At 70.7% G+C, this 14,947-nt stretch carries 14 protein-coding genes; 8 read left to right on the plus strand and 6 right to left on the minus strand.

Features of this window, described 5'->3' with window-relative positions:
• Window positions 1-98 precede the first annotated feature (98 nt).
• Window positions 99-725 carry a helix-turn-helix transcriptional regulator gene (locus tag AC07RM_RS32365; protein ID WP_495337079.1) on the plus strand — a complete coding sequence of 209 codons (627 nt, stop codon included), beginning with the start codon at window positions 99-101 and terminating at the stop codon, window positions 723-725.
• 13 nt (window positions 726-738) lie between these two features.
• Here the strand turns inward: AC07RM_RS32365 and AC07RM_RS32370 are convergent, their stop codons facing one another.
• A complete protein-coding gene (locus AC07RM_RS32370; protein WP_490879398.1) occupies window positions 739-1,716 on the minus strand; it encodes a Bug family tripartite tricarboxylate transporter substrate binding protein in 978 nt (325 codons plus the stop codon).
• 43 nt (window positions 1,717-1,759) lie between these two features.
• The gene (locus AC07RM_RS32375) at window positions 1,760-2,968 is read right to left on the minus strand and encodes a pyridoxal-phosphate dependent enzyme (RefSeq protein WP_495337080.1); all 1,209 of its coding nucleotides are present in this window, start codon (window positions 2,966-2,968) and stop codon (window positions 1,760-1,762) included.
• 107 nt (window positions 2,969-3,075) lie between these two features.
• On the opposite strand from AC07RM_RS32375, the gene AC07RM_RS32380 reads away from it, so the two are divergent.
• Complete coding sequence (locus AC07RM_RS32380; protein WP_093341057.1) at window positions 3,076-3,996, plus strand: LysR substrate-binding domain-containing protein; 921 nt, start codon at window positions 3,076-3,078, stop codon at window positions 3,994-3,996.
• A 4-nt stretch (window positions 3,997-4,000) separates the two neighbouring features.
• Here the strand turns inward: AC07RM_RS32380 and AC07RM_RS32385 are convergent, their stop codons facing one another.
• Window positions 4,001-4,867, minus strand: a complete 867-nt coding sequence (locus AC07RM_RS32385; RefSeq protein WP_495337081.1) for an alpha/beta fold hydrolase — start codon at window positions 4,865-4,867, stop codon at window positions 4,001-4,003.
• Between the two features lie 143 nt (window positions 4,868-5,010).
• On the opposite strand from AC07RM_RS32385, the gene AC07RM_RS32390 reads away from it, so the two are divergent.
• Complete coding sequence (locus tag AC07RM_RS32390) at window positions 5,011-5,643, plus strand: CGNR zinc finger domain-containing protein (protein ID WP_495337082.1); 633 nt, start codon at window positions 5,011-5,013, stop codon at window positions 5,641-5,643.
• On the opposite strand, the gene AC07RM_RS32395 is transcribed toward AC07RM_RS32390, so the two are convergent.
• The 3 genes from AC07RM_RS32395 to AC07RM_RS32405 form a co-directional block, all read right to left on the minus strand.
• Complete coding sequence (locus AC07RM_RS32395) at window positions 5,630-6,331, minus strand: PA4824 family protein (RefSeq protein ID WP_495337083.1); 702 nt, start codon at window positions 6,329-6,331, stop codon at window positions 5,630-5,632. The two genes, AC07RM_RS32390 and AC07RM_RS32395, sit on opposite strands and share 14 nt — an antisense overlap.
• Before the next feature lie 83 nt (window positions 6,332-6,414).
• Window positions 6,415-7,440 carry a response regulator gene (locus AC07RM_RS32400; RefSeq protein ID WP_495337084.1) on the minus strand — a complete coding sequence of 342 codons (1,026 nt, stop codon included), beginning with the start codon at window positions 7,438-7,440 and terminating at the stop codon, window positions 6,415-6,417.
• Between the two features lie 7 nt (window positions 7,441-7,447).
• Window positions 7,448-11,056 (minus strand): ATP-binding protein, encoded by a 3,609-nt coding sequence (locus AC07RM_RS32405; protein WP_495337085.1) that lies wholly within the window; start codon window positions 11,054-11,056, stop codon window positions 7,448-7,450.
• Between the two features lie 126 nt (window positions 11,057-11,182).
• On the opposite strand from AC07RM_RS32405, the gene AC07RM_RS32410 reads away from it, so the two are divergent.
• From AC07RM_RS32410 to ureC, 5 genes are read left to right on the plus strand one after another with little or no spacing between them, the layout of a single operon-like run.
• Window positions 11,183-11,485: an urease subunit gamma gene (locus AC07RM_RS32410; protein WP_057591402.1), complete on the plus strand. Its 303-nt coding sequence runs from the start codon at window positions 11,183-11,185 to the stop codon at window positions 11,483-11,485.
• Between the two features lie 37 nt (window positions 11,486-11,522).
• On the plus strand, window positions 11,523-12,128 hold the full coding sequence (locus AC07RM_RS32415) for a HupE/UreJ family protein (RefSeq protein ID WP_093341064.1): 606 nt from the start codon (window positions 11,523-11,525) through the stop codon (window positions 12,126-12,128).
• 15 nt (window positions 12,129-12,143) lie between these two features.
• Window positions 12,144-12,449, plus strand: coding sequence for an urease subunit beta (locus AC07RM_RS32420; RefSeq protein WP_057591400.1), 306 nt, complete (start codon window positions 12,144-12,146; stop codon window positions 12,447-12,449).
• Window positions 12,450-12,461: 12 nt separating this feature from the next.
• Entirely contained in the window at window positions 12,462-13,145 is a 684-nt protein-coding gene (locus AC07RM_RS32425; protein ID WP_495337086.1) for a LysE family transporter, read from the plus strand.
• The gene (ureC, locus tag AC07RM_RS32430; protein WP_495337087.1) at window positions 13,133-14,851 is read left to right on the plus strand and encodes an urease subunit alpha; all 1,719 of its coding nucleotides are present in this window, start codon (window positions 13,133-13,135) and stop codon (window positions 14,849-14,851) included. Before AC07RM_RS32425 ends, ureC begins: the two co-directional genes overlap by 13 nt.
• Window positions 14,852-14,947 lie beyond the last annotated feature (96 nt).

A 14,947-nucleotide genomic window follows, 5' to 3' on the forward strand; every position in this document is an offset into this window, starting at 1 on the left:
GCACCGCGGTTCCAGACAATATATCCATTAATGTACTTTTTGTACAGTTTTGGCGCGCGGTTTGGATGCTTCGTCCAGACCTGGATACATTCACCCGCATGAAGAAGAAGTCCGACAAGCACCTGCTCGAGATGCTCGACCACATCGCCGAGGGCCTGGGCCAGACCTTCGCGCCCTTCTGCGAGGTGGTGGTGCACGACCTGCGCAATCCCGAGAACGCGATCCATGCGATCGAGAACGGCCTGAGCGGCCGGCAGGTCGGCCAGTCGGTCACCGAGCTCGGGCTCGCGCGCATCCGCGATCCCGAATTCCCGGCCGTGATCGCGAACTACGCCAATGCCTTTCCCGACGGCCGCAAGGTCAAGAGCACCTCGATCGGCATCAAGGACGAGCACGGCGAGTACGTGGCCGCGCTGTGCCTGAACGTGGACCTGACCCTGTTCCAGAGCTTCCAGAGCGCGATGTCGCAGTTCACGCGCATCGACGACAGCGAGGTGCGCGAGCACCTCGAGCCGGGCAGCGGCCAGTCCGAGCGCATCCATGCGCGCATCGACGCCTTCGCGGCCGCGCGCGCGACCACGCCGCGCTCGCTCAAGCCGGCCGACCGCAAGCAGCTGGTGCAGGAACTGAGGAAGGAAGGCTTTCTCGAGATCCGCCGCGGCGCCGAGATCGCGGCCGCGCACATGGGCGTGTCGCGCGCCACCGTCTACAGCGACGCCCGCTAGGAGCCGGCGCGGCCTACTGCGGCTGCAGCCCGATCTCGCGCGCCACGCGCTGCCAGCGCTCGGCCTCGGCGCGCATGAAGGCGCGCAGCTCGCCGGTGGTCGAGCCGCGCAGCTGCACGCCGAGCGCCGACATGCGCTCCTTCACCGAGGCATGGGCCAGCGCCGCGACGGCCTCGGCGCGCAGCTTCTCGACCACCTCGAGCGGCGTGGTGGCGGGCGCGACCAGCGCCCACCACTGGTCGATCTCCATGCCCGCGAGGCCGCTCTCGGCCAGCGCGGGCACGCCCTGCAGGCCCGGGATGTCCACGCGCTTCGTGCTCGCCACCAGCAGCGGCCGGATGCGGCGCGCGCCCACCAGGCTCGAGCCGCTGGCCAGGGTCGCGAAATGGCCGGCCACCGTGCCCGCTGCCACGTCGGTGAGCGCGGGCGCCGAGCCGCGGTACGGGACCATGTTGAAACGGATCTTCGAGCGCTGCGCCAGCAGCTCGCCCGCGAGATGGCTCACGGTGCCCGCGCCGCTGTGCGCGATCGCGGGCGGCGCGGCGCTCGCGGCGGCCGTCTTCATGAAGCTGCGAAAGTCCTTGCTGCCCTCGTCCATGCCCGCGAACAGCACCAGCGGCGAGGTGCCGATCATGGTCACCGGCGTGAAGTCGCGCAGCAGGTCGTAGGGCAGCTTCGCCGTCACCGCCGGTGCGATCGCATGCGGCAGCTCGACGATGACCAGCGTGTAGCCGTCGGGCGGCGCCTTGGCGGCGGCGTCGGTGCCGATCTGGCCGGCCGCGCCCGGGCGGTTGTCGACGATCACCGACTGGCCCAGCGTCTGGCTCATGCGCTGCGCCATGGCGCGCGCGATGGCATCGGTGCTGCCGCCCGCGGCCCAGGGCACGACCAGCTTCACGGGCCGGTCGGGAAAGGCGCCCGCCTGGGCGTTGCCGGTGGCGCCCAGCAGGGCGCCTGCCGATGAAACGGCAAGGAAGGTACGTCGGCGCATCGCGTGCTCCGTGAACGAGGGACGAAGGAAGAAAGAACCGGTCTCAGACCGGCGGATCGGGCCAGCTCGGGTCGCAGGCGGCGCTCGCGGTGAGCATCAGCACCACATGCGCATCGGCCGCCACCAGGCCGTTGTCGCGCAACTGCCGCAGCGCGCCCAGGCCCGCGGCCGCGCAGAGTTCGGCGCTCACGCCGGCGGCCGTCAGCAGCCGCCGCGCCACGCGCGCCTCGTCGTCGTTGACCACCACCGCGCCGCCGGCGGTGGCGGTGGCGGCCTGCCATTGCAGGTAGGTGACGGTGGCGCCCGCGGTCGAGAACTGCGCCGTGTGGCCCGGGTAGCTGCCGTTGACGGCGCCGCCCGCGAGCACGCGCGACAGCCGCGGGAACGGCTCCACCAGCCACAGCCGCGGCAGCCGCGCGATGCGCCCGGCCGCCAGCAGGTCGCGAAAGCCCGCATAGATGCCCCAGGCCAGGTCGCCGCGCGCGGTCGGCACCACGATGTGGTCGGGCAGACCGCCCTCGGCCAGGCATTCGGCCGCGATCGGCTTGTAGCCCTCGATCGCCAGCGGCGCGCTGCCCAGCGCGGGCAGCCGGTAGTTGGTGAGCGCGAAGTAGCCCGGATGCTGCGCGCGTTCGCGCACGAAGGCCCAGCGGCCCGCGTTGTCGGAGAAGGCATAGCGCCGCGCGCCGAGCGCGTCGAGCTGGCGCGCATAGGCGGCCGGCAGGCCTTCATAACCCGCGACTTCGCAGGACAGGCCCGCGGCCCAGGCATAGTGGGCGGCCGAGACTGCGGCATTGCCCGAGGAGGCCAGCACCAGCGTGTGGGCGCCGGCGTCCAGCGCCTGCGCCACGCCGACGGCGGTCATGCGGTCCTTGTGCGAGCCGGTCGGGTTGACCGATTCGTCCTTGAGCGCCAGCCGCGCCACGCCCAGGCGCTGCGCCAGTTCGGGCAGCTCGCGCAGCGGCGTGTTGCCCTCGCCGAGCGTGAAGCCCGGCAGGTAGGGCATCGGGAGGCCGGCGTCGGTGCCCGGCAGGTAGCTGGCCCGCAGGCCGATGTGCACGCCCATGCGACGGCAGGCCGGGCAGCCTTCGTTGAGCGAGGACACCGGATAGAGCGTCTCGCAGCGCAGGCACTGGAGGCCGCGCAGTTGCGGATTGCGCAGCGGCCGCACGGCATCGGCCGCGAGGGCCTCGTCCGCGGCGGCGTCGGAAGAAAGGTCGGCGGGCAAGGTATCGAGCGCGTGGAGTGTCATCGCACTGTAGGGTGTGAAGGAGTCGGTCGGGGTGGCGGGCCGAATCTTATGCGTTCGGAAATAAAATCAGAATGCCCAAAATACTCAACCGATAACGGAACTTATCGATGCGATTTGCGGAGATCGAGACTTTCCGGGCGCTGATGCGCAGCAGTTCCACGCGCAAGGCCGCGGCGCTGCTGCATGTGACGCAGCCGGCGATCAGCCAGTCGCTCAAGCGGCTCGAGACGCAGGCCGGCATGCAGCTGTTCCAGCGCACCGGCGGGCGGCTGGTGCCCACGCCCGAGGCGCGCGCGCTGTGGGTGGAGGTCGAGCGCGTGTTCATCGGCATGGACGCGATCGAGCACCGGGTGCGCAGCCTGCGCGACTTCGGCACCAACCAGCTCGAGCTCAGCTGCTATCCGGCCTTCGGCCTGGGCTTCATGCCGCGCGCGCTCGAGCGCTTCAAGGCGCACCGCGGCGCGAGCGCCTGGCCGCAGGTGTCGCTGCAGGTGCTCAGTTCCAAGGACGTGCGCGACCGGGTCTCGATGGGCATCTCCGACTTCGGCCTGATGGCCGACGAGCTCTCGCTCGAAGGCCTCGAGCATTCGACCTTCGCGCATTTCCCGGGCGTGGTCGTGATGCCGCAGGGTCATGCGCTCGCGCGCTTCAAGAGCATCGAGCCCGAGCAGCTGGTGGAAGCGCCCTTCCTCGCGCTCAACCCCGAGGACCCCTCGCACCGCCGGCTCGAGGCCGCGCTGGCGCAGAAGAGCCTGGCGCTGCGCATGGTGGTGCAGACGCCCTACGCCGCCAGCGTCTGCGAGATGGCGCTGCGCGGGCTCGGCGTGGGCCTGGTCAATCCGATCACCGCGCTCGACTATGCCGAGCGCGGCCTGGTGGCGCGCAAGCTGTCGGTCGACATCTCCTTCGCCTGCATCCTCGCGCTGCCGGCCGGCAAGGTGCTGTCGTCGACCGCGCGCGACTTCCTCTCGGTGATGCGCCAGCAACTGGCCGACGACGAGAAGCGCATGCAACGCTACCTGCGCTGAGCCTTCAGCGCTCGGCCGGCAGCCGGCCGAGGAAATCGCCGATCGCCGCGCCGATCTCCGCCGCATGCGTCTCGAGCGCGAAGTGGCCGGTGTCGAGGAAGCGCACCTGCGCGTTCGGGTTGTCGGTCTTGAAGGCCTCGGCGCCCGGCGGCAGGAAGAAGGGATCGTTGCGACCCCAGACCGCGAGGAAGGGCGGACGGTGGTTGCGGAAGTAGTCGTGGAACTTCGGATACAGCGCCACGTTGTTCGCGTAGTCGAGGAACAGGTCGAGCTGGATCTCGATGTTGTCGGGCCGCTGCATCAGGGCCCAGTCGAGCTCCCAGGCCTCGGGCGCCACCTGCTGCGGATCGGGCGTGCCGTGCACGTACTGCCAGCGCGTGGCCTCGTGCGTCAGTTGGGCCGCGCGCACGGCCTCGCGGTTGGCGGCATTCGGCTCGCGCCAATAGGTGCGCAGCACGCCCCAGCCCTCGCTCAGGCCCTGTTCGTAGGCATTGCCGTTCTGCGACACGATCGCGCTCACCCGCTCGGGCCGCGACAGCGCGAGCCGGAAGCCCACGGGCGCGCCGTAGTCGAACACGTAGATCGCATAGCGCCGCAGCCCGAGCGCGTCGGTGAAACCTTCGATCACCTTGGCGAGGTTGTCGAAGCTGTAGGCGAAGGCCGGCCGCGCGGGCGACTCGGTGAAGCCGAAGCCCGGCAGGTCGGGCGCGACGATGTGGAAGCGATCCGCCAGCAGCGGGATCAGGTTGCGGAACATGTGCGACGAGCTCGGGAAGCCGTGCAGCAGCAGCAAGGTGGGCCGCGAGGGATCGCCAGCCTCGCGATAGAAGACCTTGTGCGCGCCGACGGCGACGGTGTGGAAACGAACCATGGGAAGACTCCTGCAAGCCGATGGCGGCGCCCGGGGACTCCCGGACTTAAATAACCTGCTAACGACGTATTTGAAGGTTATTCATGGCCGAGTAACCTGTCAATCTATTTTTTGACGGTTATCATCGCGCCAGGAGCTTTGCCATGACCACCACCGCCGTCCCCATGCCCGCGCCCTTCGTCGGCGACCATCTCGCGCTCGATTTCGTCAACAGCACCGCCACGCCCGACGGCGTGCGCGTCGAATGGCTGGCCGATGGCGCGGCGCTGCTGCAATGGCTGCTGGCGGCGAAGCAGATCGCGCCGGCCGATGCCGAACGGCTGCAGGCTGCCAAGGGCGGCGCGGCCGCGCTCGATGCGGTGGCACGGCGGGCGCGCGAGCTGCGCGACGGCTTCCGGCACTTCGCCGAACGCCACGCGGGCAGGCCGCTCGACGTGGAGGCGACGGCCGAACTCGAGGCGCTGAACCGCCTGCTCGCGCAGGACCAGAGCCATGTGGAAGTGGCGGCCGATCCCGAGGGCGGCGGCCTGCGGCTGCGCCGCGTCGAGCCCTTCTCGACGCCCGATCAGCTGCTGCAGCCGATCGCGCGCGCCATGGCCGGGCTGCTGTGCGACGAGCACTTCGAATGGGTGCGCGCCTGCGAAGGCCACGCCTGCACGCTGATGTTCCTGGACCGCACCAAGACCCACTCGCGCCGCTGGTGCAGCATGGCCTCGTGCGGCAACCGCGCGAAGGCGGCCGCGCACCGGGCGCGGCGCAACCTCACTTCCAGCTGAACTCGTGGTTCAGGCCGATCACGACCCCGCGCACGCCCTGCGGCCCGGAGCGTGAGGCGCTGAGGTCCAGGCTGATCAACGGCGTCAGGTTCAGGCGCGCGCCCACGCGCGAGGTCCACAGCCGCGAGACGCGGCTGCGCTCGGCGATCAGCGACAGCGTGTCGTTGAGCGCCCACTCGCAGGCCAGCCCGCCGCGCGCCGTGCGCTGGCCGGTGCCGGGCGCCCAGTCGGCGCCGAGGTTGGCGTGAATCTGCAGACTCTGCGTGGGGCGCCAGGTGACCGGCAGCACGAACTGCCCGCCCGTGCGGCCGCCGGTGCGCAAGTCCGACACCGTGCCGGCCGAGACCGCGGCGCTCCAGGTGGCATCGGGCGCCGGGCCGAAGAAATTCCACTTGATCTGCGGCCCGCCCGTGACCGTGCGCACGCCCAGCGTCGACAGCCGGTCGAGGTTGAAGCCCAGCTCCACGGGGCCGATGCGGCAGGCCGGGCCCAGGTGGAAGCCGATGACCGGCTCGGTGCCGGTGCGGCCCCACCAGGTCTCGTACTGGCACTGGCCCGGATCGAGCGTGGCGGCATCGTCGATGTCGAAATGGCCGGCCGCGTGCGCGCTCGCGCCGGCCCACAGGCCGCAGGCGGCTAGCAGCCATCCGATGCGCGTCCCTCTGGTGGCGTGTTCGTTGTTCTTCATCGCGGGCGTTCCGGTGAACCGGCGCGCGATTCTAGGCAGGCGGAAAGTCGGCGGCGTGACGCCGCCGCCCGAACGCTGGAACGCTAGATCTCGAACTGCGGCTGCAGCTCGCGGATGCGCTTGATCGCCACGCCCGCCGCGGCCGTGCGCGTCTCCACGCCGAGCTTCACGTAGACCCGCTCGAGGTGCTTCTTGGCCGTGGCCGGGCTGCTGCCGAGGATCTCGCCGATGTCCTTGTTGGTCTTGCCCTTGACCACCCAGTAGAGCACCTCGGCCTCGCGCGCCGTGAGCTTGAGGCTCAGGCTCATGGCCTCGATCACGGCGGTGTCGGACACCTCGCGCATGATGATCATCCACTCGTCGCCGTCGTCGTCGTGCCCGGTCTGCTGGTGCAGCCGCAGCGTGAGGCTGCTGGCGCCCTGCGCGATCGACAGCGCCGGCGGCTCCACGCCGCGCTGGCGCGCCGCCGGCGCATGGCTGCGCAGCCAGTCGAGCACGGCGGCCGGGGTCTCGGGCGCGCGCGTCTCGCAGTAGCGCTGCAGCAGGTCGCGCGCCAGCGCCGTCTGCCAGATCAGCCGGCCCTCGGGCAGCCGCACCGTGATGCTCGCGTAGCCGAAGGCGTCGAGCGCGTTGCGCGCCTGGCCGGCCTGGCGCGCCACCTGGCGCGCACGCCGGGCGCCCTGCAGGTGCACGTTCATGCGCGCCAGCACCTCCTTGGGCTTGATCGGCTTGGTCACGTAGTCCACGCCGCCGGCCTCGAGCGCGGCCACCAGGTGCTCGGTCTCGGTCAGGCCGGTCATGAAGACGATCGGGATGTGCGCCGTCATCCCGTCGGCCTTGAGCCGGCGCGCGACCTCGAAGCCGTCGATGCCCGGCATCATCGCGTCGAGCAGCACGATGTCGGGCCGCGCCTGCGCGGCGCGCTGCAAGGCCTGTTCGCCGTTGGTGGCGATCAGCACCGTGTAGCCCGATTCGTCGAGCGCGTCGTGCAGCACCGCGAGGTTGTCGGGCACGTCGTCCACGATCAGCACCAGGTCGCTGTTGGCGCTCTTGTCGCGCAGCGACTGCGCGAGCGGCACGGGTTCCACAGGTGTGGCCGGTGTGTTCATCTGATGGTCATCCCGCATGGGCCGCCTCGGCCAGCGCGCGGCCCATGGCCTCGAACTGGAACTGTCGCGCCAGCACGCGCTGTGCCTCGGTCCAGGCGGCGCATTCGGGCTGCTCGCCATCGATCGCGTCGAGCTGGTTCATGATGCCGCGGAAGTAGCCGAGGCTCACGGCCTCGTCGAGCGCGCGCAGCCGCTCGCGCGAAGGCGGGCGCAGCACCGGCTGCACCGGCGCCGGCACGCTCGCCGCGGCCGCCTCGGTCCAGCGCAGGCCGAGCCGGCGCTCGAGCCAGTCGAGCAGCTCGGTGTGGCGCACCGGCTTCACGAAGAAGTCCTCGGGCGCGATCTCCACGTCGTTGTCGAGCCCCTTGTCGAAGGCATTGGCCGAGACGATCGCCACCGCGGCGTCGGCCAGCCCGAGCCGGCGCGCGCGGCGGATGGTCTCCCAGCCGTCGATGCCAGGCATCGCGAGGTCGACGAACATGGCGTCGGGCCGATAGCCCGCTGCGATCAGGTCGAGCGCATCGTGGCCGCTGGCCGCGCTGCGCAGCTCGAAGCCCAGCGGCGCCAGCACATGGCCCAGCAGCTCGCGGTCGGCCTCCTCGTTGTCGACCACCAGCAGCCGGCGGCGCGCGCCCTCGTAGCCGCGCCGCGCGCGCTGCACCGGTTGCGGCCGGCCCGCGCCGGCCACCGCCTCGTGCACGCGCGGCAGGAACAGCCGCACGCAGAACAGCGAGCCCACGCCCGGCGTGCTGCTGACCTTCATCTCGCCGCCCATCAGGTCGGTCAGCATCTTGGCGATGGTGAGGCCCAGCCCCGCGCCCGGCGCGGCCGCGGCGCCGGCCGAATCGCCGCGCGCGAAGGGCTCGAAGATGCGCTCGATCTCGGCCGCCGTCATGCCCGGGCCGGTGTCCTCGATCTCCACCGCGGCGAACTCGCGCGCATAGGCGAGGCGCAGCGTGACCTGGCCAGCGGCCGTGAACTTGATCGCGTTGCCCAGCAGGTTGATGAGGATCTGGCAGACCCGCTTCTCGTCGGCACGCACCACCTCGGGCAGCGCGCCCGCGGCCTCGAAGTGGAAAGCCAGGCCCTTCTCGGCCGCCTGCAGCTCGAACATGTCGGCCAGCTCGCGCAGGGTGTCGGCGAAGCGCATCGGCCGCGCATGCAGCGTGAGCTTGCCGGCCTCGATGTGGGCGATCGCCAGGGTGCCCTCGATCAACGACAGCAGGTGCTCGCCGCCGCGCTTGATGACCGCCACCGCCTGCTGGCGATGCGGCGGCACGGAATGGTCCTCGCCCATCAGCTGCGCATAGCCGAGGATGCTGTTGAGCGGCGTGCGCAGCTCGTGGCTGATGGCGCTGATGTAGCGGCTCTTGGCCTGGTTGGCCTGGTCGGCGGCGCGCCGCGCCTGCTCGGCCGCGAGCTTGGCCTGCTCGGCCACCTCGCGCGCCTCCTCGGCGGTGCGCGTGGCCGACTGCAGCGCGCGGTCGGTCTCGCGGTGCAGCTCGATCTCGCGCACCAGCAGGTGGGTCTGGCGGTTCGATTCCTCCTGCGCCACCTTGCGGCTCTGGTGCGCCAGCACCAGCCACCAGGCCACGATGCCCGCGATCACCAGCAGCGCCATGTAGGCCTTGAGGAAGCCCGAGCGCAGCGAGGCCTGCTGCGCGGCCGCGAGCGCCTGCGCCACCTCGCTCCGCGCGGCCAGCTCGAGCGCGCTCTCGCCGAGCGCGCGCAGCTCCTGCTGGTAGAGCACGCCAAACACCACCGCCAGCAGCGGCACGATGATCAGCATCAGCAGCAGGAAGTGACCCAGGCCGGTGTCGAGGTAGCGCCAGCTGCGCCGCGGCAGCAGCCAGCGCAGCACCGCCGACCACTGCGCCGACAGGCTCGCATGCGGCTTGCAGAGGTCGCCGCAGCGCGCGTCGAGCGTGCAGCACAGCGAGCAGATCGCGCCCTGGTAGGCCGGGCAGTGGGCCATGTCGGGGCCTTCGTACTCGCGCTCGCAGATCACGCAGCGCTGCACCGCGAGGCGGCGGTAGGCGCCTTCGGATTCCACCCGGGCCCACTGCACCGGCCGGCCGGCGGCCACCGCGGCGCCCTCGACCGAGCCGCGCGCCAGGTAGTAGCGCCCGCCCGTGGCCCAGGCCAGCAGCGGCGAGGCGACGAGCGCCGTGCCGAGCGCGATCAGCGCCGAGAAGGCCTGCGCCAGCGGCCCGAACACGCCCAGGTGTGCGGTGATCGACAGCAGCGAGGCCAGCGCCATCGCGCCCACGCCCACCGGGTTGATGTCCCACAGGTGGGCACGCTTGAACTCGATGCCCGGCGGCGACAGGCCCAGCGGCTTGTTGATGACCAGGTCGGCCACCACGGCCATCATCCAGGCGATGGCGATGTTGGCGAACAGCCCGAGCACGTCGCCCAGCGCCTCGAACACGTTCATCTCCATCAGCATGAAGGCGATCAGCGCGTTGAACACCACCCATACCACGCGCCCCGGATGGCTGTGGGCCACGCGCGAGAAGAAGTTGCTCCAGGCCAGCGAGCCCGCGTAGGCGTTGGTGACGTTGATCTTGAGCTGCGAGATCACCACGAACAGCGCGGTGGCCGCCACCGCCCAGCCATAGTTGGGGAACACGTACTCGTAGGCCGCGAGGTACATCTGGTTCGGATCGACCGCGCGCTCCACCGGCACCATGTGCGTGATCGCGAGATAGGCCAGCGCGGCGCCGCCCAGCATCTTGACCACGCCCAGCACCACCCAGCCCGGCCCGCCCGCCAACACGCCGGCCCACCAGCGGCCGCGGGTGGCCGCGGTGCGCGCGGGCATGAAGCGCAGGTAGTCGGCCTGCTCGCCCATCTGCGTGATGAGCGCGATGCCGACCGTGAGGGCGGCACCGAACAGGTGCAAGTTGAATCCTTGCGCACCACTCTTGGCGCCGTTGTAGTGCGTGATGCCCGCAAACGCACCAGGATCGCGCACCAGCACATAGGCGAAGGGCACGACCAGCATCAGCAGCCACAGCGGCTGCGTCCACAGCTGCAGCCGGCTGATCGCCGAAACCCCGTGCGTGACCAGCGGGATCACCACCAGCGCGCAGACCAGGTAGCCCCAGACCGGCGGGATGCCCAGCGCCAGCTCGAGCGCGTAGGCCATCACGGCCGCCTCGAGCGCGAAGAAGATGAAGGTGAAGCTCGCGTAGATCAGCGAGGTCAGCGTGGAGCCGATGTAGCCGAAGCCGGCGCCGCGCGTGAGCAGGTCCATGTCGACGCCGTAGCGCGCCGCGTACACGCTGATCGGCAGGCCCGCGAGGAAGATGATCAGCCCCGTGGCCAGGATGGCCCAGAAGGCGTTGGCGAAGCCGTACTGCACCAGCAGCGTGGCGCCCACCGCCTCGAGGATCAGGAACGAGGCCGCGCCGAAGGCCGTGTTGGCGACCCGCCATTCGGACCATTTGCGAAAGCGCTGCGGCGTGTAGCGCAGCGCGTAGTCCTCGAGGGTTTCGCTCGCGACCCAGCTGTTGTAGTCGCGCCGCACCTTGACGATGCGCTGCGGCGCGTCGTCGGACTCGGTGGGGGGGACGGCGGAGGGCGGGCCAGGGTTCACACCGTTTCGGTGCATCTTTCGTGCCACCCGGCGCCCCGCGGACCCGGTGCCATACGGCATTCGGCGAACAGGGCACGACTGTTGCAACAGCCCTGCTCTGCCCATAATGGCCGCCTCCTCCCGCCACCCGATGCCGTCTCCATGGAACTGACTCCGCGCGAAAAAGACAAGCTGCTGATCTTCACCGCGGCACTGCTCGCCGAACGCCGCAAGGCCCGCGGCCTCAAGCTCAACTACCCCGAAGCCATCGCCCTGATCTCGGCCGCCGTCATGGAAGGCGCGCGCGACGGCAAGAGCGTGGCCGAGCTCATGAGCGAGGGCCGCAGCGTGCTGACGCGCGCCGACGTGATGGACGGCATCGCCGAGATGATTCCCGACATCCAGGTCGAAGCCACCTTCCCCGACGGCACCAAGCTCGTGACGGTGCACCAGCCCATCGTCTGAACGACCGCACACCCAGAACAACCAAGGACAAGCCCTCATGCGCCCATCGATCTCCTCCAGGACCCTCGCCCTGCTCGCCGCCGCCCTGCTGCCCCTGGCGGCCAGCGCCCACACCGGCGTCGACGGCGGCCTGCACCACGGCCTCGTGGCCGGCTTCATGCATCCGCTGACCGGCGCCGACCACCTCGCGGCGATGGTCGCGGTGGGCGTCTGGAGCGCGCTGTCGGCGCGCCGCGCCTGGCCCGACCTGCTGTGGGCACCGCTGGCCTTCGCCGGCATGCTGCTGGCGGGCGCGCTGGTCGGCCTGGCCGGGCTGCAGCTGCCGGCCGTCGAGCCGATGATCGCGGCCTCGCTGCTGGTGCTGGGCCTGCTGGTGGTCACGCGCGTGCACCTGCCGGCCGGCGTGGCGATGGCGGTGGTCGGCCTGTTCGCCGTCTTCCACGGCGTGGCGCACGGCCACGAGCTCGCGGGCGAGCACGACGCCGCCCTCACGCTCGCCGGCATGGTCGGCGCGACCGTGCTGCTGCATGCCGCCGGCATCGCGCTGGGCTGGGCGCTGCGCCATGCCAACGCCTGGCTGCCGCGCATCGCGGGCGCCGCGGTGGTCGGCCTCGGCGCCACGCTGCTGGCGCAGGCGATCTGAGGCGAGGCACCGCCCATGATCCCCGGCGAAATCCTCACCGACGACGGCGACCACCCGCTCAACCCGGGCCGCCGCACCCTCACGCTGGTGGTGCAGAACACGGCCGACCGGCCGATCCAGGTCGGCTCGCACTACCACTTCGCCGAAACCAACGGCGCCCTCGGCTTCGACCGCGAGGCCGCGCGCGGCATGCGCCTGAACATCGCCTCGGGCGCCGCGGTGCGCTTCGAGCCGGGGCAGCAGCGCACGGTCGAACTGGTCGATTTCTCGGGCGACCGCATCGTCTACGGCTTTCGCGGACTGGTTCAGGGCAAGCTCTGAGCGGGCGCCGGCATGCTGTCACTCGCGCTCTCCGCCTTTCTGCTGGGCCTGGTGTTCAACGCCGCGCCGGGGGCCGTGTTCGCGGAAACCGTGCGCCAGGGACTGCAGGGCGGTTTCCGTCCGGCCTTCGCCGTCCAGATGGGCTCGCTGGTCGGCGACGCGCTGTGGGCCGTGCTGGGCCTGGCCGGCGCGGGCGCGCTGATGCAGATCGATGCCCTGCGCTGGCCGCTGGGGATCGCCGGCGTGCTCTATCTCGCCTGGCTCGCGGCCGACAGCTGGCGCGCGGCGAAGCGCGATGCCGGCATCGAGCGCGCGCAGGCCGTGCCCGCGAAGCGGGCGCTGCGCTCGGGCGTGATCCTCTCCGCCACCAATCCCCAGAACCTGGCCTACTGGGCCGCGCTCGGCAGCGCCATGGCCGGCCTCGGCATGGACCAGCCGACCACCGCCCACTACGCCGTCTTCTTCACCGGCTTCATGGCGGCCTCCGTGCTCTGGTGCTTCGTCTGCGCGGGCCTCGTCGCCAGGCTCTTCGGCCGCTCGGCATCGCGCTGGGCCGGCGTGACGCACCGCCTGTGCGCCCTCGCGTTCATGGCGCTGGCGGTCGCCTCGATGCGCGACCTGCTGAATTTCACCGGCCCCGCCGAGAACCGGCCCGCGGCCTCTCCCGCAAGACAAGGAACGACATGGCAACCATAGGCAGGCGCGCCTACGCAGAGATCTTCGGCCCCACGGTGGGCGACCGCGTGCGGCTGGCCGACACCGAGCTGCTGATCGAGGTCGAGGCCGACTACACGCTGCGCGCCGGCGGCTACGGCGAGGAGGTCAAGTTCGGCGGCGGCAAGACGATCCGCGACGGCATGGCGCAGTCGCAGCGCACGCGCGCGCAGGGTGCCGTCGACACGGTGCTCACCAACGCGCTGATCCTCGACCACTGGGGCATCGTCAAGGCCGACATCGGCCTGAAGGACGGCCGCATCGCCGCCATCGGCAAGGCCGGCAATCCCGACGTGCAACCGGGTGTCGATATCGTGATCGGCCCGGGCACCGAGATCATCAGCTGCGAGGGCAACATCGTCACCGCCGGCGGCATCGACAGCCACATCCACTTCATCTGCCCGCAGCAGATCGAGGAGGCGCTGGCCTCGGGCGTGACCACCATGCTGGGCGGCGGCACCGGCCCCGCCACCGGCACCTTCGCGACCACCTCCACGCCCGGGCCCTGGCACATCGAGCGCATGCTGCAGGCGGCCGACGCGTTCCCGATGAACCTCGGCTTCCTCGGCAAGGGCAACGCCAGCCTGCCCGGCGCGCTGCACGAGCAGATCAAGGCCGGCGTGATCGGCCTCAAGCTGCACGAGGACTGGGGCACGACGCCCTCGGCCATCAGCAACTGCCTCGACGTGGCCGATGCCACCGACACGCAGGTGGCGATCCACAGCGACACGCTCAACGAATCGGGCTTCGTCGAGAACACGATCGCGGCCGTGGGCGGCCGCGCGATCTGCGCCTTCCACACCGAGGGCGCGGGCGGCGGCCATGCGCCCGACATCCTGCGCGTGGTGGGCGAGGCGAACTTCCTGCCCTCGTCGACCAATCCCACCATGCCCTACACCGTGAACACGCTCGACGAACACGTCGACATGCTCATGGTGTGCCACCACCTCGACGCCGGCATCGCCGAGGACCTGGCCTTCGCCGAGTCGCGCATCCGCAAGGAAACCATCGCCGCCGAGGACGTGCTGCACGACCTCGGCGCGATCAGCATGTTCAGCTCCGACAGCCAGGCCATGGGCCGCGTCGGCGAGGTGGTGCTGCGCTGCTGGCAGACCGCGCACAAGATGAAGCTGCAGCGCGGCACACTGCCCGAGGACAGCGTGCGCAACGACAACTTCCGCGCCAAGCGCTACGTGGCCAAGTACACGATCAACCCCGCGATCGCGCACGGCATCGCGCACGAGGTGGGCTCGATCGAGGTCGGCAAGTGGGCCGACATCGTGGTGTGGAAACCGGCCTTCTTCGGCGTGAAGCCCTTCACCATCATCAAGGGCGGCAGCATCGCGATGGCCGCGATGGGTGACCCCAACGCCTCGATCCCGACGCCGCAGCCGGTGCACTACCGCCCGATGTTCGGCGCCTATGGCGGCTCGCTCGCGAAGGGCTCGCTGACCTTCGTCTCGCAGGCCGGCCTGGCCGCGGGCATCAAGGAGCGCTACGGGCTGGCGAAGAACCTGGCGGCGGTGAAGAACATCCGCAACGTGCGCAAGAAGGACCTGATCCACAACGGCTACGCGCCGAAAATGGAGATCGATGCGCAGACCTATGCGGTGCGCGCGGACGGGCAGTTGCTGACCTGCGAACCGGCGAAGCTGCTGCCGATGGCGCAGCGCTACTTCCTGTTCTGAGACAAGGCCCGAAAATCCGGCGCGGCACGCCGGCTTGACAGGCTGCGTATCCTTGAAAGCATCGTTCCTGTCTTCAGACGCGCCACGCGTCCCACC

The organism is Variovorax sp. GW821-FHT09B05 (assembly GCF_059418265.1).